This is a genomic window from Salinicola sp. RZ23 (assembly GCF_003206675.1).
In the GTDB taxonomy this organism is placed as follows: Bacteria; Pseudomonadota; Gammaproteobacteria; order Pseudomonadales; family Halomonadaceae; genus Salinicola; species Salinicola endophyticus.
In genome coordinates, this window is sequence record NZ_PZJK01000004.1 from 162,624 (window position 1) to 189,620 (window position 26,997).

Genomic DNA, 26,997 nt, shown 5'->3' on the forward strand with positions numbered 1-26,997 from the left:
GCCAGCGCAGATCGCTAGCGATACGCCGAATGATTAGGGAAAAAGCGCGCATGGAAGCCCTTCTCGCTTGGGACATGGGCATTGGCGAGCATAGCATGAGGGTCCAAGCCCAGCGTGCGTCGACAATGGCAGCTGCTGCCACCGGCCCCGTGAGCGCTGCAAGTCAAACGCTGGAAGTCAGCAACGACCGTAAGGAAACGCCATGATTCGCTACCGCCCGACCGCCGCCCGCCCGTTCACGCGTCGCCTACCGCACACCCTCGGCCTGGGTGCCGTCGGCCTGCTGGCGAGCCTGAGCCTGGCCACCCCGGCGCTGGCCGACAAGAGCCCGCATGAACTGCGCGTCCAGGCCAATGCCACCCTGAGCGTCGCCCCCGACACCGCGACCCTCGATGCCCGGCTGTGGGAGCGCACCCCGGCACAGGCCCAGGGCAGCGAGACCAGCGGCGACGCCGCCGCGCTCAAGCAGGCCCGTGAGCGGCTCGAGCAGCGCACCGGCGAGCTGATCCGCACGCTGGAGAAGGCCGGCATCCCGCGTGACGCCATCCGCGCCGGCTCGCTCAGCGTGCGCCCTGACTATATTGCGTCGCCGCAGCGTGGCGACGACGCCCAGCCGCCGCAGGTGCGCACCCAGCTGGAGCGCCCGATCACCCTCACCCTGGACGATCTGGACCGTCTGCCGCGGGTACTCGATGCCCTCACCACGGCCGGGGTCGATGCCCTCGATGGCGTCACCTACGGCCTCAAGGACAGCGACGCCGCCGACGACCGGGCGCTGGCACAGGCCCTCGAACGCGCCCGGGACAAGGCCAAGCTGATGGCCAAGACCCTGGATGTGGACCTCGGCGACGTGATCAGCGTCGAGGAGACCACCGCGCCCAGCTTCAAGCCACAGATGATGACGATGCGCGCCGCTGCCGAGAATAGCGCCGGCAGCGCACCGGAGTACCGCAGCGGCGAGATCGACATCGACGCCGGGGTCAATGTGACCTGGTCGATCGACGACTGACAGCGCCGGTCGAGCCCACCCTCTACGCCGCGGGCCCTCCGCGGCGCAGAGGGCTTCTCAAGAGGTCCGCCTCAAACGATCTGTCTCAAGACGCCTGACGCTGGGTCGCGCGTCCCAGCACGATCTCGCCGATCAACGCCACCAGCAGGATCGCCGCGACCCAGCGCAGGTCGAAGCCGGCGCCCAGCCAGCCCAGCGCATCCAGGAACACCACCAGGATCGCCAGCGGGCTGACATAGCGGATCACGAACTGCCACAGCGCGAACGCCCCGACGGGCAGCCCCAGCTCCTCGCGCACCACTTCACGCCGCAGCACGAAACCGGCCAGCAGCGCCGTGCCCAGCCCACCGAGCGGCATCATCAGGCGTGAGGTGAGGAAGTCGAGCCAGTCGAACACGGTCTTGCCGGCCAGGGTCCAGTCGGCGCCGATATTGAACGACAGCATCGCCAGCGTGCTCACCAGCCACAGCACGATCCCCACGCCCCAGGCGGCCTGCCGCCGAGCGATGCCATGGCTCTGGTTGAGCCAGGCCACGGTCGCCTCGATCATCGAGATCGCCGAGGTCAGCGCCGCCACCGCCAGCATCAGGAAGAACACCACTTCCACCACGCCGCCGAAGGGCATCTGCGCGAACGCCAGCGGCAGACTCATGAAGATCAGGCCAGGGCCGGAGGCCGGGTCCATGCCGTTGGCGAAGATCACCGGGAAGATCGCCAGCCCCGCCATCAGCGCGACCAGGGTGTCGCACAGCGCCACCGTCAGGGTGGTGCGGCCGATCGACTGCTGCGCCGGCAGGTAGGCGCCGTAGGTCAGGATCGCCCCGGAGGCCAGCGACAGGGTGAAGAAGGCGTGCCCCATGGCGGCCAGCACCGCAGGGCCGGTCAGCTTCTGCGGATCGAACGCGAAGAGAAAGTGGAAGCCCGCGCCGAAGCCGCCGCTGAACAGCGCATAGACGATCATGATCGCCAGCATCACCACCAGCCCCGGCATCATCCAGCGCACGCTGCGCTCGATCCCCGCCTGCACGCCCTTGCCGACGATCGCCATGGTGGCGATCGTCACCAGGGTGCTCCAGAAGCCCAGGTTCCAAGGATTGGCGTTGTTGTCCGAGAAGATCGCTGCCATGCCGTCGACGCTGTCCGCCTGCAGCCCACCGGTGACCGCCTTCCACAGATAAGAGACCGACCAGCCGGCGACCACCACGTAGAACGACAGCACCATGAAGCCGCACAGCATCGCCATCCAGCCGAAGGCCGACCACAGCCCGCTGCGCCCCGACTCCCGCGCCACCCGGCGGATCGCGTCCACCGGGCTGCCGCGACCACGGCGGCCGAGGGCGATCTCGGCCATCATCACCGGCACGCCGATGGCGGCAATGCACAGCAGATAGACCAGCACGAAGGCGCCGCCGCCGTACTCGCCGGTCATGTAGGGGAATTTCCAGATATTGCCCAGGCCCACGGAGGAGCCGGTGGCGGCGAGCACGAAACCCCAGCGGCCGAGCCAGAGGGTCTTGGGTGGTGCGGTGTCGGTCATGATTCCTCGAACGCAAAGCGCGCCTGACGGACCAGGCAGCGAATGGAGCGCGATGACACGGTCCCGATGGCCGCGCCTGCGAAAATGCGGCGGGAATTGTACCGTCGGCCCGGCGACGATGCGACAGCCACGCGCCCCGTCCCGCCGTGGTGCGTGTCGCGGTTTGGCCGATGCCGCGGCTTGTGCCAAGCTGCGTGTCTGCGTCCGCACCGTGGCGGGCGATACGAGGAGTGATCGATGTCGCGGCAATTCGCCATTCTCGGCCTGGGCTATTTCGGCAGTACCGTGGCCCGCGAGCTCAAGCGTCACCAGAACCAGATTCTCGGCGTCGACCGCGACGAGTCGCGGGTCGATGCCCTCTCGGATCTGCTCGATCACGCCGTGATCGCCGATCTCACCGACGAGAAGGCGCTGGCCGAGCTGTCGCTGGAGACCTACGACGCGGTAGTGATCGATGTCGACGGCAACCTCGAGGCAAGCGTGATCTGCACCCTGCACGTCAAGGAGCTGGGAGCCAAGGAGATCTGGGCCAAGGCGCACAGTGACGCCCACTACAAGCTGCTCAAGCGTCTCGGCGCCGACCGCGTCATCTACCCCGAGTACGATGCCGGCATACGGGTGGCAGAGAGCCTCAACTACCACGCCATGGTCGACTTCATCCGCCTCGGCGAGCGCCAGTTCATCGTCGAGGTCGAGACCACCGAACGGCTGGTCGACAACTGCAAGAGCGTGGCCAAGCTGGCGATCGACCGGGACTCGCTGTTCCTGGTGGCGATCAAGCGCGGTGAAGAGGTGATCCAGAATCCTTCAGACGACACCACGCTGCAGGCCGGCGACAACCTGGTACTGATGGGCGATCTCGACGCCCTGCGCGAAATCGGCAAGCAGATATGAGTGGCGTGCCGCGGGCTGCCGCCCGCCACACGGGGTCACGCCGATGAGACGCTGGCAACGCCTGGTCAAACCGCTGCGTCGGGCGCCCCACGGCAGCGTCCTGCGCCTGTCACCGCCCGAGGTGCTGCTGATCGGCTTCGCCCTGCTGTGCGCGCTGGGGGCGCTGCTGCTGTGGTTGCCGGGCAGCGCGGTGCGCCCGCTGGCGTGGCACGAGGCGCTGTTCACCGCGACCTCGGCGGTCACCGTGACCGGTCTCAGCGTGATCGATGTCGGCCATGACCTCACCTTCACCGGCCAGGCGGTGCTGCTGGTCCTGATCCAGATCGGTGGACTCGGCTTCATGACCTTCGCCGCGCTGACGGTACTGCTGATCGGCGCGCGCCTGCCGATCCAGCAGCAGAACCTGGTGCGCGAGGCCCTCGGCGAGATCGCCTTCAGCGACGTGCGCCATCTGGTCAGCCTGGTGATCCTGTTCGCCATGCTGGTGGAGGGCCTGGGCACCGCGCTGCTGGCAGCCCACTGGGTACCCGAGTACGGCTGGCGCCTGGGCCTGTGGAACAGCCTGTTCCACGCCATCTCGGCATTCAACAACGCCGGCTTCTCGACCTGGTCCGACAGTCTCATGGGCGAGGTCGATGACCCACTGGTCAACGGCGTGATCACACTGCTGTTCATCGTTGGCGGGCTGGGCTTCGTGGTGGTCAGCGATCTCTATCGCCAGCGCCGCTGGTCGCGCCTGGCCATGCAGACCAAGGTGGTGCTGCTGGCGACGCTGTGGCTCAACCTGATCGCCACCGCCATTCTGCTCGGGCTGGAGTGGTCGAATCCCAAGACGCTGGGCGCCATCGGCGACATCTTCGGCCGTGTCCAGGCCGCCTGGTTCCAGGCGGTCACGCCGCGTACCGCAGGTTTCAACACCCTCGACACCAGTGCGCTCACCAACGCCTCGACCCTGCTGACCATGGTGCTGATGTTCATCGGGGCCGGCTCCAGCTCCACCGCCAGCGGGATCAAGATCACCACCTTCGTGGTGCTGCTGCTGACCGCCCGCGCCTTCTACCGCAACACCGAGCAGCCCACTGCATTCGGTCGTTCGATCCCCCAGGAGACGGTGATCAAGGCGATCACCGTGGCCCTGGCCGGAGTGCTGCTGGTGGTGCTGACGCTGTTCGGGCTGACCATCACCGATCCCGACAAGCGCTTCCTCGACCTCGCCTTCGAGAGCGTCTCCGCCTTCGGCACCGTGGGGCTGTCACGCGGCGTCACCAGCGATATCTCGCTGCCGGGGCAACTGCTGCTCGGGATCACCATGCTGCTGGGACGCGTGGGGCCACTCTCGGTGGGCTATTTCCTGGCCACGCGACGGGCCCGCGGCGTGCGCTATGCCCGCGGCGACATCCAGATCGGTTGAGGCCTGGCAGCGCTCGACGCCGTGTCGACGCCGCCGGTGCGGGCCTGGCCCGCATCAATCGCGGCGTCAGCCCAGCGCCAGATGCAGCGCCACCCACAGCATCACCAGCGCCACGCCAAGCTCGATACCGCACCACCAGCGCGGGTCGCGCAGGCGTGGCGCCAACCACTGCGCCAGCCCCACCAGGCCGAAGAACCAGATGAGCGAGGCCAGCGCGGCCCCGGCGACGAAGGCCGGCGGGCTCGCCTGCTGACTGCCGATCAGCCCCAGCATCACCAGGGTGTCGAGGTAGACGTGGGGGTTGAGCAGGGTCACGCCGAGGGTCGCCAGGACCACCCGCCGCGCACTGGCCCCGCCGCCCGCCGCTGGCGCCAGCGCCTGCGGGCAACGTGCCCGCCCCAGCGCCAGCCACGCCTGCCAGCAGAGCCACACGACCCCACCCCAGCGCGCCAGCTGCATCAACAGCGGCCTCGATGCCAGCAGCGGCGCGAACCCGGCCACGCCGACGGCGATCAACGCCAGGTCGCACAGCGCACAGATCGCCGCTACCCGCAGTGCATACTCCCGGCGCAGCCCCTGACGCAGGACGAAGGCATTCTGGGCACCGATCGCCACGATCAGCCCGGCGCCGATCACCAGCCCTTGCAGTAGCGAGACGAGCAGCGGCGCGCTGGCGAGCATGCCAGAGTCGAGGGAGAGGTTCATGCGATGGGTCCTGGGCTGAGCGAAGGGCCGCAGAATGGCGTGCTATGCTCTATTAATTGAAGTTAAAACCCCTAATGGATCATTAGGATTTCTAATGCTCGACTACAAGCTACTCGAAGCCCTGGCGGCGATCGTCGACCAGGGCGGGTTCGAACGCGGGGCGCAGCAGCTCAATCTGACCCAGTCGGCGGTGTCGCAACGCATCAAGCTACTCGAAGCGCGCCTGGGTCAGCCGGTCGTGGTGCGTACGCCACGCCTGCTGCCCACGCCGCTGGGGCAGCGGCTGCTCAATCACGCCCAGCAGGTGCGCCTGCTCGAGCACGATCTGCTCGACCGCATCCCCGCCCTCGGCGAAGGTACCCAGCGCCTGCGCCTGGCGATCAACGCCGACAGCCTGGCGACCTGGTGGGCGCCGACCATCGGCGACTTCTGCCACCGCCGCGGGGTGCTGCTCGACCTGGTGGTCGACGATCAGGAGGTGGCACTGCGGCGCATGCGCGACGGCGAGGTCGCCGGCTGCATCTGCGCCACCGCGCGCCCGGTTCAAGGCGCCCGCGCGCGGGCGCTGGGTCGCATGCGCTACCGGGTCGCCGCCAGCCCCGGCTTCGCCGAGCGCTACTTCGTCGAGGGCGTCTCGACCCAGGCGCTGGCGCGGGCACCGGCCATTCTCTACGGCCCCGATGACCGCCTGCAGCAGCGCTACCTCGACAGCCAGGGGTTCAAGGAGCCCTTCCCCCACCACCTGTGTCCGTCGTCGGAGGGGGTGCTGCACATGGTGCTGGCGGGCATCGGCTATGCGCTGATCCCGGAGTGTCAGGCGCAGGCCGCCTTCGAACGCGGCGAACTGGTCGATCTCGACCCCAGTCGGCCACTCGACGTGCCGCTTTACTGGCACTTCTGGCGTCACGGCGGCGAGCTGCTGGACGCGCTCACCGTGCATCTGTTCTCTGCCAGCGACGACTGGCTGCTGCCCATGGAGACATCGGCAAGCGCCGGCGCATGATCGGCACACTCCCGCGACGCTTCGAGTGTCGCCATTTGGCAACGTTTTTCGAGACTTTCCAGGTACTTGCGTAGATGGCGCCAGCTTCTAGACTCAACCTTAGCGATACCCGGATGGGTATCGACACTTTATGCACAAGGAGAATGTGACATGGCCTTTCCGACCCTCGACAAACGTCTGCTGATCGCCCTCGCCGCCAGCCTCTCGCTGACCGCCCTGGCCGGCTGCGCCAGCGACAGCAGCTCGCTGGAGAAGGACAGCTCGCAGTACGTGGTCACCGGCCTCGGCGACGATCAGGACGAGGCGCTGGAGAACGCCAAGGAGCGAGCCCTGGAGCAGTGCGAGTCCGAAGATCGCGAAGAGTTCGTGATCGTCAAGCAGCAGATCCTCGGGCCCAACGACGATGCCCGCAAGGCCGCCGAGGCCAATGCCCAGATGGAGGGTGCCACGGTCAACGAAGATACTGAACTGCAGGCAGCCACCCAGGAAGGCGACGGCTACAAGGCGACCTGGACCATCCGCTGCCGCTGAGCCGCGAGTGATAGGTCAGCCCCCGGCCCCGGGCACTCGCCCCGGGGCCGATTTTTTGTTCGAAGCCAATTCTTGTCCTGGGCTGAACCTCCGCCCAGGCCCAGCCTCTGTCCGCCGCCAGCGCGGAGGCGCCGTCGGTGGGTAAAACGCGTGCTACCCCTGCGACGGGCGCAGGCGCGCCTCGACGCTCGCTACCTTGTCATCCATCCCCTGCTCGCGATCAGTACGGGTACCCAGCTTCAGCGTGGTGGTGATGCGCGGCGCACCCATGGCGTGAACCCGCTCGTGGCATGCCTTGACCACCGCCATCACTGCATCCCAGGGCCCTTCGATATTGGTACCGTAGGCGTGCATACGGTAGCCGAGCCCGGAGGCATCGATCACCCGCTGGCACGCCGCCACATACTCGGATACCGAGACCCCGACGCCCAGGGGCACCACGCAGAGATCCACGATCACCTGCAAGGACTCGGCTCTCTCGTCATTCACATCGTCTTTCACATCGCTGCTCATATCGTCGTTCATCCGAATGTACTGATGTCACCGGTCGCGGCCGGCCCGCTCAGCCTGAGCCTAGCACTGCCGCGGTCACCACGTCGGCCCCATGCCCAGGGAGGGCTCGCCCGCCGAGTGACAAATCTGCCCAACCCCTCTGGAATAATCCCGTAGTCGCGCTAGGATTAACAAAAGACACAAAGCCGTTAGCACGCAATGCAATTGGTGTCGCGAAAACGCAATGGCTGTCGAGAAGCAGCCTCACCGCCGTGGCATTCGCAGGCAACAGCGCGCGCGCAGCGGCGATTGACTTCGTCATCGTTCGATCAATCGGGGCGTTTTAGGTGAGTCGGGAAACCGGCTGGCAAGTGCCGTCACTGGTCTTGTTTCAAGCCTTTCCAGCGCAGGTTTCATCACATGCACGCTCCGCTCTCGTGGTGCGGCCAAGCCGCGCAGTCTGACCTTTGCCAGGAACGATCATGACCAGCAATGCGCCCATCGCCCCCGTCTCACTACCCGATACGCGTGCCCGCCATACCATCGAAAAGATGCTCGAAGGCTCCGGCGTCACCCTCAATGGCGGCCAGCCCTGGGACATTCGCGTCCACCACCCCGATCTGTTCTCACGCATCGTGCGTCAGGGGTCGATCGGCTTCGGCGAGGCCTACATGGATGGCTGGTGGGAGTGCGACCGCATCGACGAGATGATGCACCGACTGCTGCACCACGGTCTCGGCGATGCCGCCCACACCCCCGCCGGGAGGCTGCTCTACCGACTGCGCTCGAGCTTCATGAACCTGCAGAGCAAGGCGCGCGCCTATATCGTCGGCCGCGAGCACTACGATCTTGGCAACGACCTGTTCACACGCATGCTCGATGCCACTCTGTGCTACTCCTGCGCCTACTGGAAACAGGCGACCACGCTGCACCAGGCCCAGGTGGCCAAGCTCGACCTGGCCTGCCGCAAGCTGGCACTCGAACCCGGCATGCGGGTCCTCGACATCGGCTGCGGCTGGGGTAGCTTCGCCGAACACGCCGCGAGCCACTATGGTGTCGAGGTGACCGGCATCACCATCTCCGAAGAGCAGGCCAAGCTCGCTCGCGAGCGCTGCGCGTCACTACCGGTGGAGATCCTGATGGAGGATTACCGCGATCTCGACGGCGAGTTCGACCGCATCGTCTCGATCGGCATGTTCGAGCACGTCGGCCAGCGCAACTACGCCACCTACTTCGACACCGTCGAGCGTCTGCTCAAGCCGGGTGGGCTGTTCATGCTGCACACCATCGGCTCCAACACCAACGAGGTGAGCGCCGACCCGTGGATCAATAAGTACATCTTCCCCAATGGCGTGCTGCCCTCGGTGCAGCAAATCATTGATGCCAGCGAGGGCAAGCTGGTGATGGAGGATTGGCAGAACTTCGGCCCGGACTACGACACCACCCTGATGGCCTGGCAGGAAAACCTGCTCGCCCACTGGCACGAGATCGCGCAGCACTACAACGAGCGCATCAAGCGCATGTTCCTCTACTATCTGGGCGCCTGCGCCGGGGCTTTCCGCGCCCGCGAGCTGCAGCTGTGGCAGGTGGTATTCTCGCACTCGCGCCAGGGCCGCTACGACGCCCCGCGCTGATCCGCCGAGTGGCCCGCAGCGCGGCCCAACGAGGCCGCGCAGCACCTAGGCACCGTCGACGCTACTCCGCGGTCGCCGGGGTCACGTGAATGCCGAACAGGCTCGCCTCGCCGCTACCGCGCCCGGTCTCCTCGGGCGCGACCTGGCGCCCGTCACGCACGATGACGTGTCCGCCCTGCCCCTGCTGGCCGCCGATCACGCTACCCACCAGATAGGTGGGGAAGATGCTCGGGTCGTTCTCGTAGTTGGGGTTGTGGATCAACCCGATCATCTGGAAGCGCCCGCGGGTGTTGCGCAGCGACTCCAGCGAGTCCTGGATCAGGCGACGATGGGAGAGCTTGGAGAACAGCCCGTCGAGCAGAATCACACTCTCGCGACTGGCCCGGGCGCGGCGCTTCTGAGTTCCCGGCAGTTCGCGCAGCTCGCGCTCGATGGCGAACTCCGAGAGCTTGACCAGCCACATCAGCGACACCGCCTCACGCTGCCCTTCCGACATATCCTCGTTGAGCGAGAACAGCCGTCCATGCGGGCGGATGGCATCGTGCTTGATGCGAATGCTCACCGTCTGGAACAGGCCGCGATAGATGCGCCGGCGGATCTGCCGGGTCAGCTCGTCGTCGCGCCCGCCCTTGTTCTGGGCAGTCTCGCCGGACTGCTCCAGGCGCCGCCGCTGCACCGCCAGATGGGCATCGATATCCGCCAGCAGCTGCTGGATCAGCTCGCGCACGGCGTCGTCGGCGATCAGCGCCGCCTTGACCTCGAAGTAGGCACCGCCATCGCTCGAGCGGCTCGCCACCCGCTTGAGGATCTCGAGGTTGCCGGCGGCATCGATAATGATCGAGCTCAGGCGCTCGACCAGGGTGTCCTCGATCTGCTCACGCGAGGTGTGCAACCGGGCCACCCGGGTGCGGTGCTCGTCGAGCTGCCCCTGCAACTGACGGTGGAGACCACGCAACGACTCCAGCGCCTCGTGGCTGACCCCTTCCAGGGTGCCCAGACGAGCGCGCTCGGATTCGTTGAATAGCCGGCTGGCGCTCGCCGCCTCCAGCGACAGTGCCAGCGCCTTCTCGCGGGCGGTGACATCGCGGGCCTGGCGCTCGCGGTTACGCGCGCGCTCGCCCAGATTGAGCCCGCCCAGCCCATCGAGCAGGGTCTGCTGGCAGGTCTCGAACGCCGCCGGGTCGAAGGCATCGCTATCTTCAGGGTCGAGGGAGGCCTGCGCCCAGCGCCGCCAGTCGGCCAGGGCAGCATCGAGGCGTTCGGCCTCGGCGTGGTCCGCCGGCCAGCCGGCGCCGGCATCGGCCAGGGCGCGCTCGGCCCAGCCCTCGGGCAGCTGGCGCAGCACCTCGAGCCAGGCCACGGCGAGCTGGTCGGTAATATTGAGCGCCTGCTGATGGCGCATCAGACGGCTCTCCAGTCCCTCCTGCTCGCGGCCGTTGTGGCGGCGCTTGTCGCGGGTCTCCTTGAGCGTCTGCTTGAGCCGTCCGATGTCGCGCTCCAGGGTGCGGTTGCCGCCCTTCTCATCGCGCACGTCGAGGAAGGCACGAATGCGCTCGAAATCGAAGTCGGCGCGTCGGCTGGCGGCGGTCAGGGCTGCCTGCAGCGCCGCCTCGCGTTGCTCGGCCTGCTGCATGAAGGCCGGGCCCGCGTCGGCCACGAACGCCGCCAACCGGCGCAGCCGCTCGCGCTCGCCGTCGGCGAACAGCTGGCGCAGCTGCTCGCGGTGGCTCTCACGGCGTGCGTCCAGCGCCTCACTCTCCAGCGCCAGCTCGGCCAGCGTCTCCTCGAGTTCCGCCGCTTCCTCGGCCACCGCGGCGAGGCTCGCATCGATCTCCTCCAGGCGCTCGACGCCACCGGCGCTGGCGAAACGCTCCGCCGCCAGCCACGCCTCGCCATGGCTCTCGAACTCCCGCGCCAGACGTTCGCGCTCGGGGGTGTACTCGGCGAGCCGCTGCTCGACCTGGACACGCGCCTGGCGCGCCGCGGTGAGTGCCGCCTCGCCTCCCTCTTCGAGGAAGCGCTGGTAGTCATCGATCGACTTCAGCGCCGCCTCGCCGAGGCGTGGCGTCAGCGCCGCCTGTTCAGCGGCGAGCCGGGTCTCGCGCTCCTCGACGGCTGCCAGTTCCACCTCTGCCTCGCGGCTCACCGCCTCGGCCGCGCGCAGCGCCAGCGCGAAGCGCTCGCCGTGCGGGTCGAGACGCTCGATCTCCGCGCTCAGCGCCAACAGCCGCTGGCGGTCGACCTCGAGGCGCTGCTGGGTCTCGTCGCGCAGCGCGGTGAGATAGGCCGGGTCGAGGGCGGCCTTGACCGCCAGCGTCTCCACGCCCTGGATCGCGCCCAGCGGCAGCTCGCCGCGGGCCAGCGTGGTACGCAGCCGCTCCCCTTCGAGGACCGGCACCCCGCAGCCGGCGTCGATCAAGCACTGCGCGGCGTCTCGCGCCTGCGCCTCGCCCTCGACCACCGGCGCGAACAGCTGCCCGGCGGCCTGGGCCAGCCACTCCCGGCGTACCTGGGTGTCGGCCTCGACCGCGGCCAGTACCTCGTGCAGCGGCTGGAAAGCGATCTCGCTTGCCGTCAGCAGGCGCTGCGCATCGCTCTCCGCCGCCAGCCGCGCCAGCGGGTCCCCGCTCAGGCTCTCCAGATAGCGCTCGCGGGCCTCGATCGCACCGTCGAGGCCATCGCGCTCGCGCAGCAGCCGCGGATAGCGCGCCTTGGCATCCTTGAGCCACGCCTCCGGCGACTGCTCGCTGCAGTCGCCGAAGTCCGCCTGCGCCTGGACCAGGCGCTCGAGCTCGCTGCGCTGCTGGCTCAGTTCATGCCGTCGGTCCTGACACTCCCGCGACTGGCGGTAGAGGGTGTCGCGCAGGTGTACCGGGGCAGCGTCGGCGTGCCAGTGGCGGTAGCGTTCGGCGGCGTCCTCCAGTGGCGCCAGGCGTTCGAGGCGGGCATCGATATCGGCCAGCTCGCGCCGCGCATCGGCCAGGATCTGCTCGTGTTCGCTCAGCGCACTACGCCGCGCACTCCAGAAGCCGATCGCCGAGTGCTCCGGCCACTGCGCATTGAACGCCTGCCACGCCTGGCGTCCGGCGGCCAGCGGCGCCAGTTCGCCCTCGAGTCGCTGGCGCTGCTCGCGCCGCGCCTGCAGCGCCGCGAGGGTACGCTCGCGCTGAGCGTTGAGATTGGCGGCCTGGGCATCCCATTCGCCGAGCTCCGCCTCCAGCGTCTCCTGGCGTTCCTGCTTGAGGGCCAGCACCGCTTCCGGCGTGGTGTCAGGGTGCTCGCGTTCGAAAGCCGCATACCACTGCGCCGGCTGCTTGAGTTCGCCCATGCGCCCGAGGTGTTCGGCATGTTCGCGGCGCGCCTGTTCGAGAGCTTCGCGGGTGGCATCACGGGTCGCTTCGGGAGTCTCCAGCTCGGCTTCGCTGAACAGCCCCTCGGCGAGCGCCTGGGTGTAGACGCTCTGGTTGTCGATGAAGTCGCGCTGGCGCGACTCCAGCTGTTCGCGCTCCTGCTCAAGGCGCTCCAGAGACTCGTCGAGCTGCTCGGCATCCAGACGCAGCGAGCGGCGATATTCGCGGTCGGCGATCACCTCTTCGCGGAAGCGGTTGCCGTCGAGCCCCTCGAACGCCTCGGCGGCTTCGTCGAGCACACCCAGGGCGCGGTAGCGCGCGGCGTCATCAGCGAAGGCGTGGCTGTCGGCGAGCCAGGCACGCGCCTGGTCGAAGGCGACATGGCCGATGTCCCGCGCCACGATCCAGCTCGCCTGGGGCAGATGCACCAGGCGGCGGTGGGTGTCGACCCGCGCCCCGCGCTCGGAGAGTGCCAGCCGCACATTGCGCTCGGCCTGCCGACTCAGCTTGGCCAGCAGCCAGGTGGAGACCCGCGGACGTTCGGTGTCGCCGATCGCCCAGGCCAGCCCGGTGGTCGCCTCGGCGACCCCGGCTTCCAGCGTCTCGGTGCCGTCGCGCTGGCCTGGCAGCCCCGGCAGCGGCGCCAGCGCCTGGCCACCGAGCAGACGCTCGGCCTCGAGCAGCGAGGCGTCGAGCGCGGCCAACTGACGCCGCGACTCGAGCAGGCTCTCGCCCTCCTCGTTGAGGGTGGCGAGACGCTCGACCTTGTCGTCGGCGCGCTGCTGGTCGCTCTCGGCCTCGGCCAGGCGGTGACGCAGCTCGGTGATACGAGTGCCGGAGTTGAGGATGACGTCCTCGATCAGATCCTCTTCCTCGTCGGTCTCGCCACGGGTGGCCCCGGAGAGGATCTGCGGCGCCAGCACCTCGTAGAAGAACGCCTGATCGGCCTTTTCGCCGGCCCGCGGCTTGATCGCGTTGAAGATCTGGCTCTTGTCGGCCCCGCCCTCCTTCTGGAACGCCGCCAGCTGGGCCAGCTCGCGCCGTGAGATGTGCACCCCGACCGCCTCCAGCCACTCTTCGCGGTTGGTGGCGCGGGTGACCCCGTGGGCGCGCATCAGGCTCTGGAAATCGGCGTTGGCGTAGAGCGCCAGCTTGCCGTCGCGGGTGATATGGTGCACCGGCACGTCGGAGAGCTGACCCGGATAGTGGTAGAACACCAGCCCGCTGCCGTCGCTGTAGCCGTACATGCCGAAGACGAAGGTCTCGCCGGCAACCTCCTCGCCGGCCACCGCGAGCATGTCGTCCTGCTGAGTGCTGCCCTGCTGGGCACGGAACTCGACCCGCAGATGGGTCCAGCTGCGCGCTTCGCCGGCGACCTTGGAGGGCGAGCACTTGCGCCGCGTGCGGGTGAGCAGCTGGCGGTCACGCGAGAGCATGCCGATCAGCGCCTCGGCCATGGTGGTCTTGCCGAAACCGTTCTCCATGCTGATCGCGCTCGACTGCCCGCGCAGGTCGATCAGCAGGTGGCGCATCTTGGCTTCCCACGGCGAGGCGATGTCGCCGTGCTTGTTGAGCAGGTTGGCGATCTCGATGCGATGAATGACGCTCATGCGCGCGGCTCCTCGTCTTCCTCGGCGCGGGGGGCGTCATCTTCCGCCCCGGTGGCCGCGCCCTGCTGTTCCGCAGCGCTCGGCTGCGGTGTCTGCTCGGCGTCGGGCTGCTGGGCCTGCGCGTCGCTCGGCGGCGGTGTTTCTTCGCCACTGGGCTGGGTAGCTGCCTCGGCGTCGGGCGTCTGCGCCAGCAAGCGCTCGCCGTCGCTGCCCTCGGCGGAGGTCAGCTCGATCAGGTGGGTCAGGTGGTGCACGCCGATCTGCTCGGCTTCGAGGGCCCCGAGCAGGGTCTGCTGCCACACGTCCTCGTCGCCGGACTCGCGCACCAGGTCGAGATGCCCGGCCCGCACCAGCAGATCGATGAACGCCTTGACCCGGCGCGGGATATCCTCACCACGCTCATCGAGCAGCACCCGGCTGTTCTCCGGGGCACGCTCGCCCAGCCCGCGCAGGATCTCGAGCTGATCGCGCACCAGCTCGACCAGCTCGCGGGTGACGAAGGTCGCCTCCTGATAGCGGCTGACATCGGAGAGCGCACGGTTCAAGCGGGTATAGATCAGGGTGTGCAGCAGCAGCCACAGCTGCAGATACCACAGCGCCAGCTCGGCGCGGCTCTCCTGGCGCAGCTTGAGCGCCTCGAACACCGCATCGCGGGTATAGAGCGGTGGCTGCTCCAGCTCCGGGTCCGGCAGCAGCGCGAAGAAGCGCGAGCCCGGCGCGATACCGGGATAGTCCCCGGCCTCGAACACCTTGAGCCGCATGCCCTGGCCGGCGAGGAAGTCGCGCAGCGCCTCGCGCTCGCTCTCCTGGGCATCGTCGATCAGCGCACAGACGTCGCGCTCGGAGAGCTGGCCATCGCGCGCGGCGCGGCGCTTGCGGCCACCGCTGGGGACGCGCTCGGCGGTGCGATAGCGCAGCAGATAGGCGACCACCTCGCCCATTTCCATCATGTTCATAGTCAAACGTCCTGGTCTGGCACCGTCGTCTCGCGCACGCGCAGCGACGGTGTGACGGCGCCTTCGATCCGGCGCCCGTCGGGCAATTCGATGGTGAAGGGAGTGTCGTCGATCCCCACGCTGAGATGCTCGTCGAGCAGCTGGGTGTCGACGAAGGTGTTGAGCAGCTGGGGCAGGCAGTCGAGCGCTTCGTCATCGAAGCGGTGCCAGCCCTCGCGCAGCGCCTCGGGCAGCGACAGCGGCGCTTCGCGCAGACGCTGGCGCAGCGCCGGGCCCCGCGCCTTGAGATAGCGCGCCAGCAGCGGATCGGCACCGGGCCGGTCGCCGGCCTCGTCGAACACCAGCGCGGCACCGCTGCGCTCGGCGCGGCGGGTCTCCACCAACGGCAGCAGCGTCTCCACCCGGGGTATCGCCACCCGCGTGCCCAGCGGCATCATGCGCGCCACCACCGCGTCCTGCAGGCGCTGTGGCGGCGGCGCCAGCAGCAGGCGCTGGGCCAGACCGGCGAAGTCGATCACCCCCATCGACTGGATGCGCCCCTCGGCGATATCGGAGAGCAGCTCGGAGAGACGCCGTGACAGGTTCTCGATGGCGTTGAGCACGCGTCCGATCGCCCCCGAGAGCATGCGCAGGTCCCACTCCGTCTCCTGCTGCTCGGCCCAGTGGGCGAAGTGCTCGGCGACCCCGGGGGCAGAGAGCTGAGCACGGGCGCTGAGCAGAGTGTTCTGGATCGTGCTCAGGGCGTTGTGGTAGTGGCGCTCGTTCTCCTCCAGCGCCGCCAGCTTGCCTTCATGGGTGGGGTTCTCGCGTACCCGGCGCAGCTCCTGAGTCAGTGCGCGGATCGCCATCAGGATCTGCTGGGTGATATCGGGCACCCGGGCGTAGTCGCCCCGCGACAGCGCCGCCATCACCTTGGCCGCGTCGTACTCGGAATAGAGCAGGTCCTCGACCTGGCTGGCCAGGGTCACCGCCTGCCGTCCGCTCGGGGTGAGGCGCACCTGGCCGGTCTGGCCCTGCTTCTCGATCAGCGCGGTGCGCTTGGTGCTGCGCCCGCTGCGCTCGCCCGGCGCCAGCTCGTCATCGGCGGGGCCGGCCTGCCACTCGCGGTAGTGGATCTCGCTGGGGGTGGCGAGCAGATTGATCACGAAGCTCAGGTCGTCCGCCGGCAGCGCCGGGTACTCGCCGCGCAGATGCGAAAGGCAGCGGCGCTGGGTGACGAAGGCACTGTTGGTGGCGAAATCCACCTCGAGCAGGTAGTCGAGCAGCAGACAGCCCAGGTCGAGCCAGTAGCCGTCACGCAGGCCGCGCCGCTGCTCCTGATTGACCTGGACGAAGGGCGAACCCGGCTCATGGGCGCTGTCATGCAGATCGAGCAGCCGCGTCGTCGCGACCAGCAGCTTGTTCCAGGCGGTCATGTCGACTCCAGACAGGAAAAACCGCACCCGCCCATGGCGCTGCCGCGGGTGCTCGTGAAGCGCAGCATTATGCCAAGGTTACGGTTTCAGGTCATGACGATCCGGGTAACAGCGAGACACCTGCGACAAGTCGACGGCACGCTCGGCGCGGGATCTGACGTCGTGCGCCGCGCAACCTCGGCCCCCAGCGCTACGCCCGATGCCCTGATCGCCCTAGTGCTGGCCGGCCTGAATCTTGACGGGACTACGTCTCGGCCGACGCACGCCGCAATTTGTTCACCGCCGCCTCGATGGAGCGTTCGTAGCTGACCAGCGGTGGGCGCACGCCATTGGCGAACAGCATCCGCCGCATGTCACTGTGGGTGCCGGTCAGCGCCATGCGGATACCGGCACGCCGCGAGGCGCTCAGCATGCCCTCCAGGGCGCGGGCGGCACTGACATCGATGAAGGGCACCTCGGTGAAGTCGAGAATCAGCCCGCGGTGGCGGTCGGACACCCGCGCCAGGATCGACTCGATCGAGGTGGCGGCACCGAAGAACCAGGCGCCGGAGAGCCGATAGATCACCAGCTCGGGATCGGCGGGTGACAGCCCTGTGTCACGGTAGTCGAAGCTCGTATCCGCCACATCCTCCGGCACCCAGGGCATCTGCGCCGCCCCCACGGTGCGCGACATGCGCTGGATGAACAGCAGCGCGCCCAGCAGCGTGCCGGCCAGAATCCCCTCGGTCAGATCGCGGAAGACCGTCAGTAACAGCGTGATCAACAGTACCGCGGCATCGCCCCGCGACGCCCGCAGCAGACTGACGAAAGCGTGCTTCTCGATCATGTTCCAGGCCACCACCGCCAGCACCCCGGCCAGGCTCGCCAGCGGGATATAGTCCAGCAGCGGGGCCGCCAACAGAATGAACAGCAACAACAACAGCGCATGCAGCATGCCGGCGATCGGGCTCACGGCGCCGGCCCGCACGTTGGTGGCCGTGCGCGCAATGGTGCCGGTGACACAGATACCGCCGAACAGTGCCGAGGCGACGTTGGCCACCCCCTGAGCCACCAGCTCGCAGTTGGCGCGGTGGCGGCGCCCGCTCATGCCGTCCGCCACCACCGCCGACAGCAGCGATTCGATCGCCCCCAGCAGCGTGAAGGCCACGGCGCTGGGCAGGACCTCGATGACCTTGTGCCAGGAGAGCGCCGGCAGCGATGGCATCGGCAGGGTTTCCGGAATGCCGCCAAAAGCGGAGCCGATGGTGGCCACCGGCAGATCCAGCAGCGCCGTCGCCCCCGCGGTCACCGCTATCGCCACCAGCATGCCCGGCCAGCGCGGTCGTAAGCGCTTGACCAGTACGATGGTGGCGATGGTCGCCAGGGCCAGCGCCATGGTGACAGGGCTGGCCGTGGGCAGCGCCTGCCAGATCGCCGGCAACTTCTCCAGCAGCGGGCCGGGCTCCTGCCCGGCGAAGGTCAGCCCCAGCAGCGGCTTGAGCTGGCTGGCGAAGATGATCAGCGCGATCCCGGCGGTAAAACCGACCGTCACCGGATAGGGGATCAGGCGGATCAGGCTGCCCAGCCGCAGCCAGCCGATCAGTGTCAGCATTACCCCCGAGAGCAGAGTGGCGAGTAGCAGCCCTGCCATGCCGTGAGCCTGCACGGTCGCCGCCACCAAGACGATGAAGGCGCCCGCCGGACCGCCGATCTGGAAGCGGCTGCCGCCCAGCAGCGATACCAGAAAGCCACCGATGATGGAGGTATAAAGTCCCTGGGCGGGAGAGGCGCCGGAGGCCATCGCAATGGCCATCGACAGCGGCAGCGCGACGACGGCCACGGTCAGCCCGGCGATCAGATCGGCGCGCAGTTTGGCGAGCCCATACCCTTCGCGCAGGACGGTCACCAGCTTGGGGGTGAAGAGCGCCGCGAAACCCGGCGCATTGGCGGTGCGGACATGCTTCATGACGAGCGAGGCCTTTCGAGTCGAGTGTGGGCGGTGATATCGGCGGCGTTACGACTTGCCGGGCGCCGTCTTGAGACGCACTCCGCGCCCGGTGGCATGGCTGATCGCCTCATCGCCGATCAGCTCGACACCGGCGCGCTCCAGCGCCTCCACGACCTTGGTCAGGCTGTCGATGACGCCGCGCACGGTGCCGGGGCTGGCTTCCATACGCTGAATGGTGGGTACCGAGACGCCCGCCAGCGCCGCCAGGGCGCGCTGATCGATGCCCAGCAGGGCGCGGGCGGCACGCATTTGAGGACCAGTGATCATTGCACGCTCCACCAGGTGAGACTTGGCACCCACTCAGTCTAAAGCATCGATAGTCGTTTCTAAACATCTCAAGTGATATCTCAGATATCAAAATAGATATTTTCAAATATCACCCAAGGGGCAAGAAGCGCCCGCGCAGGCAGCCGCCGAGCGCGTCCCGCGCGGCGTTCCCTACGCTACCTGCTAAGTTAGAAGGCGTACGCTCATTCTCGGGAGTCGCATCATGCAACTACGTCGCCTCGGCCAGACCGGGCTCAAGGTCTCTCCGCTGTGTCTCGGCACCATGACCTACGGCACGCCGCGCTGGCGCGACTGGGTGCTCGACGAGGCGCAGAGCCGCCCCTTCATCCAGCAGGCACTGGAGGCCGGGATCAACTTCTTCGATACCGCCGACATGTACTCCGACGGCGAGTCCGAGCGCGTGGTGGGCCAGGCGCTCAACGACTTCGCCCGGCGCGAGGAGGTCGTGGTGGCGACCAAGGTCTACAACCCCACCGGCAACCGCTCGCCCAACGAGCGCGGGCTCTCGCGCAAGCATATCCACCACGCCATCGATGCCTCGCTCGGCCGGCTGGGAATGGAGTATGTCGATCTCTATCAGACCCATCGCTGGGACTACGACACCCCTATCGAGGAGACCATGGAAGCGCTGCATGAGGTGGTCAAGGCGGGCAAGGCTCGCTATATCGGCGCCTCCAGCATGCACGCCTGGCAGTTCGCCAAGGCCCAGCACGTCGCCGAGCGCAATGGCTGGACACGCTTCATCACCATGCAGCCGATGGTCAACCTGATCTATCGCGAGGAGGAGCGCGAGATGCTGCCGCTGTGCCGCGACCAGGGGGTCGGCGTGATCCCGTGGAGCCCGCTGGCACGTGGCATTCTCGCCGGCAGCAAGGCGGTGGACAGCGAGGGCACCACCACCCGCGCGCGCAGCGACGAGCAGATGCGCGCCTGGAACCTGGGCCAGGATCGAGACGCCCCGGTGATCGAGGCGCTGGGCCAGGTGGCCAAGGCCCGCGGCGTGTCGCCGGCGCAGATCGCCCTGGCGTGGCTGTTGCACAAGCCCGGTATCACCGCCCCGATCGTCGGCGCCAGCAAGGCGCATCATCTCGACCAGGCGCTGGGCGCACTCGATATCACCCTGAGCGAAGACGAGATCGCCACGCTGGAAGCCCCCTACGTGCCCCACGAGGTGGTCGGCTTCAGCTGAGCCGGAGTGCTGGCGGCGCCCGGTGCGGGCCGCACCGGCGAGCGCTCCAGGCAGCGCCAGCGAGTGGCGCGGGCGCAGGCGCGGTGGCATCATGAAGCCTGGCGGCCCGCGGGGCCGCCGAACCAGACCAGAGTTTGTGAGACACGCCAGGCCGGGCGACAGCGCGATGCGCAGAGACGTTAGCGTGTCGCGCCCGGCCTACCACCATGGCCGCCAGAATCGACGAGGTAGTGCACGCCAATGTTTGAGAAGATCGAGCGCGTTCCCGGGGATGCCATTCTCGGGCTGATCGAAGCCTACAACCAGGATAGCAATCCGCAGAAGGTCGATCTCGGCGTCGGCGTCTACCGCGATGCCCACGGCCACACGCCGATCATGCGCGCCGTGAAGCAGGCCGAGGCGTATCTGCTGGAGCACGAGCAGACCAAGAGCTACATCGGCTCCCACGGCGATCCGCGCTACGGCAAGGTGCTGCTGCCGCTGGTGCTGGGCGCCGACTCTGCGGTCCTGGCGGCCGACCGTGCCAGCGCCACCCAGTCACCGGGCGGCACCGGCGCGCTGCGGCTGGCGGCGGACTTCATCAAGTCGAACCTGCCGGGCAAGCGCATCTGGCTCTCCGACCCGACCTGGCCCAACCATCTGGGCATCTTCGACGCCGCCGGCATCGAGATGCGCAAGTACCCCTACGTCAGCGCCGACAACCGCCTCGACTTCGACGCCATGCTGGCGACGCTCAAGGAAGTACCGCAGGGTGACGTGGTGCTGCTGCACGCCTGCTGTCACAACCCGTCGGGCTTCGATCTCGACCGCGAGCAGTGGCAACAGGTGCTGGAAGTGGTCAAGTCGCGCGGCCTGCTGCCGCTGGTGGACTTCGCCTACCAGGGCTTCGGCGAGGGACTGGAAGCGGACGCCTACGGGGTGCGGCTGATGGCCGAGAACCTCGACGAGGTGCTGATCACCAGCTCCTGCTCGAAGAACTTCGGCCTCTACCGCGAGCGTACCGGCTGTCTGATCGTGATCGCCAAGAATGCCGAACAGATGCAGAACGTGCGCTCGCAGATGGCGATCGTGGCGCGCGAGAACTACTCCAACCCGCCCTCCCACGGCGCTGCCATCGTCACCGAGATCCTCGAGTCGGCGGAGCTGGCACGGGTGTGGCGCGAGGAGCTGACCGAGATGTGCGACCGCATCAACGGTCTGCGCAGCGACCTGGTCGCCGCGCTTGCGCCCTACGGCCTCGATAAGCGCTTCGCCCACGTCGCCGCCCAGCGCGGCATGTTCTCCTACACCGGGTTGAGCGCCGAGCAGGTCAAGCGCCTGCGCGACGAGTTCAGCATCTACATGGTCGGCTCCGGCCGCGCCAACGTGGCCGGCTTTACCAGCGAGAACCTGCCCTACGTGGCCAAGGCGATCGCTGCCGTGGTCGACTGACGGGGCTGAGATAGCAGCGCTACCGACAGTGCATTGACGCAAAACGCCCGGCCACTGGCCGGGCGTTTCGCGTAGGCGATACGGCACCCGTTTGGCGAGTTACTCCGAGGGCGCGAGGGTATCCGAGCCCATCGCCTCGCGAAAGCGCTGGTGGGTGATGCCGCCGGACTCGGGGTCGGCGAGCCGCTCGAACAGCGCCTGCTGCTTGGCACTGACCGCTTCGTCACGGTCGATGACCCCATCGCCGTTGACGTCGAGCTGGTCGAAGCTCAGCGCGTTGGGGCGCTGATCCACCGGCGTCTGGGCACCACCGTCGGTGAAGGCGGCGTTGTCGCGCCCCACCCCGCCGGACTTCTCGATCGACTCACGGTCGACCTGGGAGGCGTTGGCCGGCGGCTGCGGCTGGCCGCTATCGGCCTTGACCGTCAGGCTCGAGTCGTCGCCGTCCGCGGCGCCATCGGCCGTCTGTGCCAGGGCGGGCAGCGCACTGCCCGCAGCCAGCAAACCGATACCCAGACGCAGAGCCCAGGGACGTGTCCAAGAACGCATGGCAGATCCTCTCAAGACGATGTGCTCTTGAGACCGCTGCCGAGCAAAAAAATTCGCGCAGCGACACTCCCTCGGGCCCAGCGGCCCGAGGGAGTGTCGCTGTCCAAGGTGAACTTACTCGTCCCAGGTCGGGGCAAAATCAGGATCGGCGATACGCTCACCGCGGTCGAGCCCATCGATCTCGGCGATCTCGGCGTCGCTCAAGCGAATCTCCAGCGCCTCGAGATTGGCCTTCTGGTGTTCCGGCTTGGTCGACGACGGAATGACGATGATGTCCCGCGCGGCGACCCAGGCCAGCGCGATCTGCGCCGGGGTCACCGCGTGATGCTCGGCGATGCGCTTGAGCACGGCATCCTCCATCACCCGCCCCACCGCCAGCGGCATGTAAGCGGTCACCTCGAGCCCCTTGGCTTGGCAGTGCTCGACCAGCGCACGGTTGGCCAGGAACGGATGGACCTCGATCTGGTTGGTCACCAGATGCTCGCCGCCGGGCAGCGCCAGCGCCTGGTCGATCTGCGCGATGGTGAAGTTGGAGACGCCGATATGCCGGGTCAGGCCGCGCTGGCGGCAGGCGTCGAGCGCACCCAGATAGTCGGCCATGGGCACCTCGTCGTTGGGCGAGGGCCAGTGGATCAGGGCGAGATCGACCTGCTCGAGGCCAAACGCGTCGAGGCTCTGTTCCAGGCTGGCGGTGAGCGCCGCCGGCTCGAGCTGATCCCACCAAATCTTGGTGGTGATGAAAAGCTCGTCGCGGGCGATACCGCTCTGGCGCACCGCCTTGCCCACCGCGACCTCGTTACCGTACATCTGGGCGCTATCGAGGTGGCGGTAGCCGAGGTCGAGCGCCGAGGTCACCGAGTCGATGACCGCCTGCTCCTTGAGACGATAGGTACCCAGGCCCGGCTGCGGCAGAAAATGACGTGACATGAAGCTGCTCCTCGATCGTGCGGAGAGGTGAAAAAAACCGTACCGATAGGCAGCGCCCGCCTCCCCGCGCTCGGGCGCCGCCCCTGTCCATGCTAGACTCAAGTTCGATTTTCTGCCCGGATCGAGGCATGTCAGACGCCACGCCCTCCCCGCACCGCCAGCAGCTACTTCTCGTCGGCAACGGCGATGCCCACCTGCATGTCGCCAGCCACGCCCGCCAGCTGGCGCAGGCGGGTATCGACGTCACCCTGATCACGCCCCAGCCGTTCGCCTTCGCCGACTGGCTCGGCGGTATGCTCGGCGGCGAGTGGCAACTCGACGACGTGCATCTGCCCGCGTCACGCATTACCGCCCACGGCGCCACCCATGTGGCCGCCAGCGTGGTCGCCGCCGACCGCAGCAATCGCCGAGTGACTCTGGATAACGGCCAGCGCCTCGACTACGACTGGCTTTCGATCGATCTGCCACCGGTGGTCGACGCCCAGGCCATTCCCGGCTTCTACACCGCCCAGGGCATCTATGGCGCCAGCGCCGATTCCCTGTGGGCGCTGCGCCAGCAGCTCGAGAGCGAGCTGGCCGACCCCGCCCGACGCCTATCCAACGTGGCGGTGCTGGGCGGCGGCGCCCTGGGGGTGGAGCTGGCAGCCAACCTTCTGGCGCTGGGGGAACGCTACGGCCGCCCGCTGCCGGTGGCGCTGATCGGCAACGAGCGCCAGCCGCTGCCCGACGCCTGCCGTCGCGCCAACCGCTGGCTCACCCGGCGGCTGCAGCGGCGCGGCCTGCGCCTGGAGCTGGTGGCCACGGCAGCGCGCTACGAGCGCGACAGCCTGATCCTCGACGACGGTACCGCCGTCGACGCCGACCTGCTGCTGGTGGTCGAAGCGCTGCGCCCGCCGCCGGCCTTCGACGTCTTCGGGCTGGCCCATGACGCCCAGGGGCGGGTCGAGGTCGACCCGCGCCAGCGCTGCCGCGAAGATCCACGGGTGTTCGTCAACCAGCCCAGCGCCCCCGGACAGACCACGCGTCGCGCCACCCGTGAGCGTGCCACCGGCCTGCTCTCAGCGCTGCTGGCGCTGGGCGATGCTCCCACCCCGGCCAGTACCCACGATAGCCACTGGAAGGCGCTCAATCTCGGCGACCTGCGCGATATCGCATGGCGCGGCTCGCTATGGTGCCGCGGGCGCTGGGTACGCCGGCTCAAGCATCGCCGCGACCGCCGTGAGGTGGCACGCTACCTGGACGACACCTGACCTAACCCACGCCCACGCACGTCGGCGTGCACAAAAACGCGACCCCGGCACCCGGCCGGGGTCGCGTCGCTAGCGCACACAACCGCCGCGCGTCAGCGCGGCGGTGCGGCACTACTGGCGGATGCCTTCGAGTACCACGTAGAGATCCACGCTGTGCATCGGCGCCGGGAACTGACTCATGTCGATGTCGAAGTCGGCCAGATCCAGGGTCGTGGTCGCTTCGAAGCCCTGACGATAGCCACCCCAGGGGTCGTCGCCGCCGCCAATGTGATCGACGTCGAAGGTCACTTTGCGTGTCACGCCGTGCAGGGTCAGCTCCCCGGTCATCTCTCCCTCTTCGCCGTCGTCGTCGATCTGGAAGCCGGTGGACTTGAAGCTCGCCTGCGGATACTTGCTGGCGTCGAGGAAGTCACCGCTCAGGATGTGCTTGTCGCGCTCGGCGTGATTGCTGTCGAGGCTGTCGACGTCGACCTTGACCGCGACGCTGGACTCCTCGGGCGCCTCGGGGTCGTAGCTGAAGTCGCCACTGAACTGCTTGAAGTCACCCAGAATATAGGAGTAGCCGAGGTGGCTGATCTTGAACTGGATGAAGGCGTGCTGGCCTTCGCTGTCGATCTTGTAGTCGGCGGCCTGGGCCTGGGTCAGCGGCAGCGCGGCGGCGACCAGGGCAGCCAGGGCGGTCTTCTTCAGCAGCATGCGAAACTCCTCGTGGATTGAGCTCTTGGGGGGCGCGAGCACCGGTGGCGGCCAGCGCTCGGAAACACTCAGCGACGCCGCGCGGCGCGCGTCGTCAGCATTCGGGTCAAGGTGTCCTGGCGGTCGAGCCAATGGTGCTTGAGCGCGGCCAGGGTGTGGCCACAGGCGAGAATCACCAGCGCGCAGGCGGCATACCAGTGCACGCTACCCGCCACCACCGCCTGGTCCGGCAGCCCCGAGACCAGCGCCGGCACGCTGAACCAGCCGAAGACGCTGATGCCCTGGCCCTCGGCGGTGGAGATCAGATAGCCCGAGAACAGCACCACGAACATTAGCAGATACAGAAGCCCATGGCCGACATGGGCGGCACGCCGCTCGAGCACGCTGCCGTGGGCGCGCGGGGTGGGCTGGGTCAGGCGCCAGGCCACCCGCGCCAGACTCGCCGCCAGCAGCAGGATACCGATCGACTTGTGCCACCAAGGCGCCAGGTGGTACCAGGTGTCATAGTAGCCCAGGCCGGTCATCCACCAGCCCAGCGCGAACAGGCCGAACACCGCCAGCGCGCTCAACCAGTGCAGCGCGATGCTGATCCTGCCCCAGCCGCTGTGAGAATTGCGCCACATCACCCTGCCCCTGCTCCCGTTTCACCTCAGCATACGGATAACGGACGGCGGCGACAGCCAGGGTGGTGGAAATCGATTAGTGACGAAAAGGAAATAATAGAGACGAAAAAGCCCGCCTGAGCGGGCTTTTCGGTCAACCGAGCAAGATACTTCACATGAGAGTATCGAGGCCCCGGGCCAGATCCGCCTGCAGATCCTCCAGCGTCTCCAGCCCTACCGCGAGACGGATCAGACCGTCGCTGATCCCCGCCGAGGCGCGCTGAGCGTCGCTCAGACGGCCGTGGGTGGTGGTCCCCGGATGGGTGATGGTGGTCTTGACATCACCCAGGTTGCCAGTGATCGACATCACCCGGGTGTGGTCGATCACATGCCAGGCAGCCTCGCGCCCACCGACGATCTCGACCCCCATCACCGCGCCGAAGCCAAGCTGCTGGCGCTGGGCCAGGGCGTGCTGGGGATGGCTGGCAAGGCCGCTGTAGTGGACCCGCGCCACCGCCGGCTGCTGCTCCAGCCACTCGGCCAGGGCCTGGGCATTGCGACTGTGCGCGTGCATGCGCAGACTCAGCGTCTCCAGCCCCTTGAGGAATATCCAGGCATTGAATGGACTCATGCAGGGGCCGCAGGTGCGCACCACGCCGAACAGCTGCTCCAGCTCCTGATCGCGGCCGACCACGGCGCCGCCGATCGCCCGCCCCTGCCCATCGAGATACTTGGTCGCCGAGTGGATCACCAGGTCGGCGCCCAGCGCCAGCGGGCGCTGCAGTGCCGGAGTCAGGAAGCAGTTGTCGATCGCCAGCCAGGCACCGTGGCGGTGGGCCAGGTCCGCCAGCGCGGCAATGTCGACCAGCTCGTTGAGCGGGTTGGAGGGCGTCTCGGCGAACAGCAGCTTGGTCTTGGGCGTGATCGCCGCTTCCCAGCCGGCGAGATCGTTGAGTTCCACATAGCGCGGCACCACGCCGAACTTGGCCAGGTACTTGTCGAACAGCGCGATGGTGGAGCCGAACACCGAGCGCGATACGATCACCTCGTCACCGGCCTGCAGCAGCGCCAGCACGGTCGAGAGGATCGCCGCCATGCCCGAGCTGGTGGCGACGCAGCGCTCACCGCCCTCGAGCGCGGCCAGGCGCTGCTCGAAGTTGCGTACGGTGGGGTTGGTGAAGCGCGAGTAGACGTTGCCCGGCTCCTCGCCCTTGAACTTGCGCGCGGCCTCGGCGGCGCTGCCATAGACGAAGCTCGAGGTGGGGAAGATCGGCTCTCCGTGCTCCTGCTCATGGGTGCGCTCATGGCCGGCACGGATCGCCAGGGTCTCGAGACCGAGCGAGAGATCGTCGTCTAGGGGCATGCGGGTAAACTCCTGAATATCGTCTAGGCTATGCACGAAAAATCCCTGCGCTCGGCAATACGGCGTTAAAAATCGGCTGGAGCGCCAGCCCGGTCAAAAATGCTCATTTACACACCGTAAACTGGAACGCCAGCCCGGTCCGTTTTCACCGATTTTTGCCTTAGCTAC

General features: G+C 67.8%; 22 protein-coding genes. 9 read left to right on the plus strand and 13 right to left on the minus strand.

Going from position 1 to position 26,997, the window contains the following annotated elements:
• The first annotated feature begins 202 nt into the window (after positions 1-202).
• Positions 203-1,009 carry an SIMPL domain-containing protein gene (locus tag DOM67_RS03505; protein ID WP_110674284.1) on the plus strand — a complete coding sequence of 269 codons (807 nt, stop codon included), beginning with the start codon at positions 203-205 and terminating at the stop codon, positions 1,007-1,009.
• A gap of 85 nt (positions 1,010-1,094) precedes the next feature.
• Here the strand turns inward: DOM67_RS03505 and DOM67_RS03510 are convergent, their stop codons facing one another.
• The gene (locus DOM67_RS03510; protein ID WP_110674285.1) at positions 1,095-2,546 is read right to left on the minus strand and encodes a sodium-dependent transporter; all 1,452 of its coding nucleotides are present in this window, start codon (positions 2,544-2,546) and stop codon (positions 1,095-1,097) included.
• 237 nt (positions 2,547-2,783) lie between these two features.
• Here DOM67_RS03510 and DOM67_RS03515 point away from each other — a divergent pair, with 237 nt between their 5' ends.
• A complete protein-coding gene (locus DOM67_RS03515; protein WP_110674286.1) occupies positions 2,784-3,440 on the plus strand; it encodes a TrkA family potassium uptake protein in 657 nt (218 codons plus the stop codon).
• Positions 3,441-3,483: 43 nt separating this feature from the next.
• Positions 3,484-4,851, plus strand: coding sequence for a TrkH family potassium uptake protein (locus tag DOM67_RS03520; RefSeq protein ID WP_110674287.1), 1,368 nt, complete (start codon positions 3,484-3,486; stop codon positions 4,849-4,851).
• 66 nt (positions 4,852-4,917) lie between these two features.
• Here the strand turns inward: DOM67_RS03520 and DOM67_RS03525 are convergent, their stop codons facing one another.
• Positions 4,918-5,556, minus strand: coding sequence for a LysE family transporter (locus DOM67_RS03525; protein WP_232825120.1), 639 nt, complete (start codon positions 5,554-5,556; stop codon positions 4,918-4,920).
• A gap of 94 nt (positions 5,557-5,650) precedes the next feature.
• Here DOM67_RS03525 and DOM67_RS03530 point away from each other — a divergent pair, with 94 nt between their 5' ends.
• Both DOM67_RS03530 and DOM67_RS03535 read left to right on the plus strand, forming a co-directional pair.
• Positions 5,651-6,559, plus strand: a complete 909-nt coding sequence (locus DOM67_RS03530) for a LysR family transcriptional regulator ArgP (protein WP_110674288.1) — start codon at positions 5,651-5,653, stop codon at positions 6,557-6,559.
• A 150-nt stretch (positions 6,560-6,709) separates the two neighbouring features.
• Entirely contained in the window at positions 6,710-7,090 is a 381-nt protein-coding gene (locus tag DOM67_RS03535; RefSeq protein ID WP_110674289.1) for a hypothetical protein, read from the plus strand.
• A 153-nt stretch (positions 7,091-7,243) separates the two neighbouring features.
• Here the strand turns inward: DOM67_RS03535 and DOM67_RS03540 are convergent, their stop codons facing one another.
• Positions 7,244-7,555: an MTH1187 family thiamine-binding protein gene (locus DOM67_RS03540; protein ID WP_198651720.1), complete on the minus strand. Its 312-nt coding sequence runs from the start codon at positions 7,553-7,555 to the stop codon at positions 7,244-7,246.
• A gap of 509 nt (positions 7,556-8,064) precedes the next feature.
• On the opposite strand from DOM67_RS03540, the gene cfa reads away from it, so the two are divergent.
• Entirely contained in the window at positions 8,065-9,216 is a 1,152-nt protein-coding gene (gene cfa, locus DOM67_RS03545) for a cyclopropane fatty acyl phospholipid synthase (RefSeq protein ID WP_110674291.1), read from the plus strand.
• A 61-nt stretch (positions 9,217-9,277) separates the two neighbouring features.
• Here cfa and DOM67_RS03550 read toward each other — a convergent pair whose 3' ends face one another.
• The 5 genes from DOM67_RS03550 to DOM67_RS03570 form a co-directional block, all read right to left on the minus strand.
• Positions 9,278-14,176 (minus strand): hypothetical protein, encoded by a 4,899-nt coding sequence (locus DOM67_RS03550; RefSeq protein WP_110674292.1) that lies wholly within the window; start codon positions 14,174-14,176, stop codon positions 9,278-9,280.
• The gene (locus tag DOM67_RS03555) at positions 14,173-15,132 is read right to left on the minus strand and encodes a hypothetical protein (RefSeq protein ID WP_232825121.1); all 960 of its coding nucleotides are present in this window, start codon (positions 15,130-15,132) and stop codon (positions 14,173-14,175) included. Before DOM67_RS03555 ends, DOM67_RS03550 begins: the two co-directional genes overlap by 4 nt.
• 2 nt (positions 15,133-15,134) lie before the next feature.
• The gene (locus tag DOM67_RS03560) at positions 15,135-16,547 is read right to left on the minus strand and encodes a hypothetical protein (protein ID WP_110674293.1); all 1,413 of its coding nucleotides are present in this window, start codon (positions 16,545-16,547) and stop codon (positions 15,135-15,137) included.
• Positions 16,548-16,791: 244 nt separating this feature from the next.
• Complete coding sequence (locus tag DOM67_RS03565; protein ID WP_110674294.1) at positions 16,792-18,492, minus strand: SulP family inorganic anion transporter; 1,701 nt, start codon at positions 18,490-18,492, stop codon at positions 16,792-16,794.
• Positions 18,493-18,540: 48 nt separating this feature from the next.
• Positions 18,541-18,801 carry a helix-turn-helix transcriptional regulator gene (locus DOM67_RS03570; protein WP_110674295.1) on the minus strand — a complete coding sequence of 87 codons (261 nt, stop codon included), beginning with the start codon at positions 18,799-18,801 and terminating at the stop codon, positions 18,541-18,543.
• A gap of 223 nt (positions 18,802-19,024) precedes the next feature.
• On the opposite strand from DOM67_RS03570, the gene DOM67_RS03575 reads away from it, so the two are divergent.
• Together DOM67_RS03575 and DOM67_RS03580 are read left to right on the plus strand one after the other, a co-directional pair.
• The gene (locus tag DOM67_RS03575; protein WP_110674296.1) at positions 19,025-20,011 is read left to right on the plus strand and encodes an aldo/keto reductase; all 987 of its coding nucleotides are present in this window, start codon (positions 19,025-19,027) and stop codon (positions 20,009-20,011) included.
• A 240-nt stretch (positions 20,012-20,251) separates the two neighbouring features.
• The gene (locus tag DOM67_RS03580; RefSeq protein ID WP_110674297.1) at positions 20,252-21,442 is read left to right on the plus strand and encodes an amino acid aminotransferase; all 1,191 of its coding nucleotides are present in this window, start codon (positions 20,252-20,254) and stop codon (positions 21,440-21,442) included.
• A 99-nt stretch (positions 21,443-21,541) separates the two neighbouring features.
• Here DOM67_RS03580 and DOM67_RS03585 read toward each other — a convergent pair whose 3' ends face one another.
• Together DOM67_RS03585 and dkgB are read right to left on the minus strand one after the other, a co-directional pair.
• On the minus strand, positions 21,542-21,991 hold the full coding sequence (locus tag DOM67_RS03585; protein ID WP_110674298.1) for an EF-hand domain-containing protein: 450 nt from the start codon (positions 21,989-21,991) through the stop codon (positions 21,542-21,544).
• Positions 21,992-22,105: 114 nt separating this feature from the next.
• Complete coding sequence (dkgB, locus tag DOM67_RS03590; protein ID WP_110674299.1) at positions 22,106-22,918, minus strand: 2,5-didehydrogluconate reductase DkgB; 813 nt, start codon at positions 22,916-22,918, stop codon at positions 22,106-22,108.
• 128 nt (positions 22,919-23,046) lie between these two features.
• Between dkgB and DOM67_RS03595 the strand changes: the two genes are divergently transcribed.
• Positions 23,047-24,168 (plus strand): FAD-dependent oxidoreductase, encoded by a 1,122-nt coding sequence (locus DOM67_RS03595; protein ID WP_157958786.1) that lies wholly within the window; start codon positions 23,047-23,049, stop codon positions 24,166-24,168.
• A gap of 111 nt (positions 24,169-24,279) precedes the next feature.
• On the opposite strand, the gene DOM67_RS03600 is transcribed toward DOM67_RS03595, so the two are convergent.
• The 3 genes from DOM67_RS03600 to DOM67_RS03610 form a co-directional block, all read right to left on the minus strand.
• Entirely contained in the window at positions 24,280-24,861 is a 582-nt protein-coding gene (locus DOM67_RS03600) for a YceI family protein (RefSeq protein ID WP_110674351.1), read from the minus strand.
• Between the two features lie 71 nt (positions 24,862-24,932).
• Complete coding sequence (locus DOM67_RS03605) at positions 24,933-25,487, minus strand: cytochrome b (protein WP_110674301.1); 555 nt, start codon at positions 25,485-25,487, stop codon at positions 24,933-24,935.
• A gap of 151 nt (positions 25,488-25,638) precedes the next feature.
• The gene (locus DOM67_RS03610; RefSeq protein WP_110674302.1) at positions 25,639-26,829 is read right to left on the minus strand and encodes an O-succinylhomoserine sulfhydrylase; all 1,191 of its coding nucleotides are present in this window, start codon (positions 26,827-26,829) and stop codon (positions 25,639-25,641) included.
• Positions 26,830-26,997 lie beyond the last annotated feature (168 nt).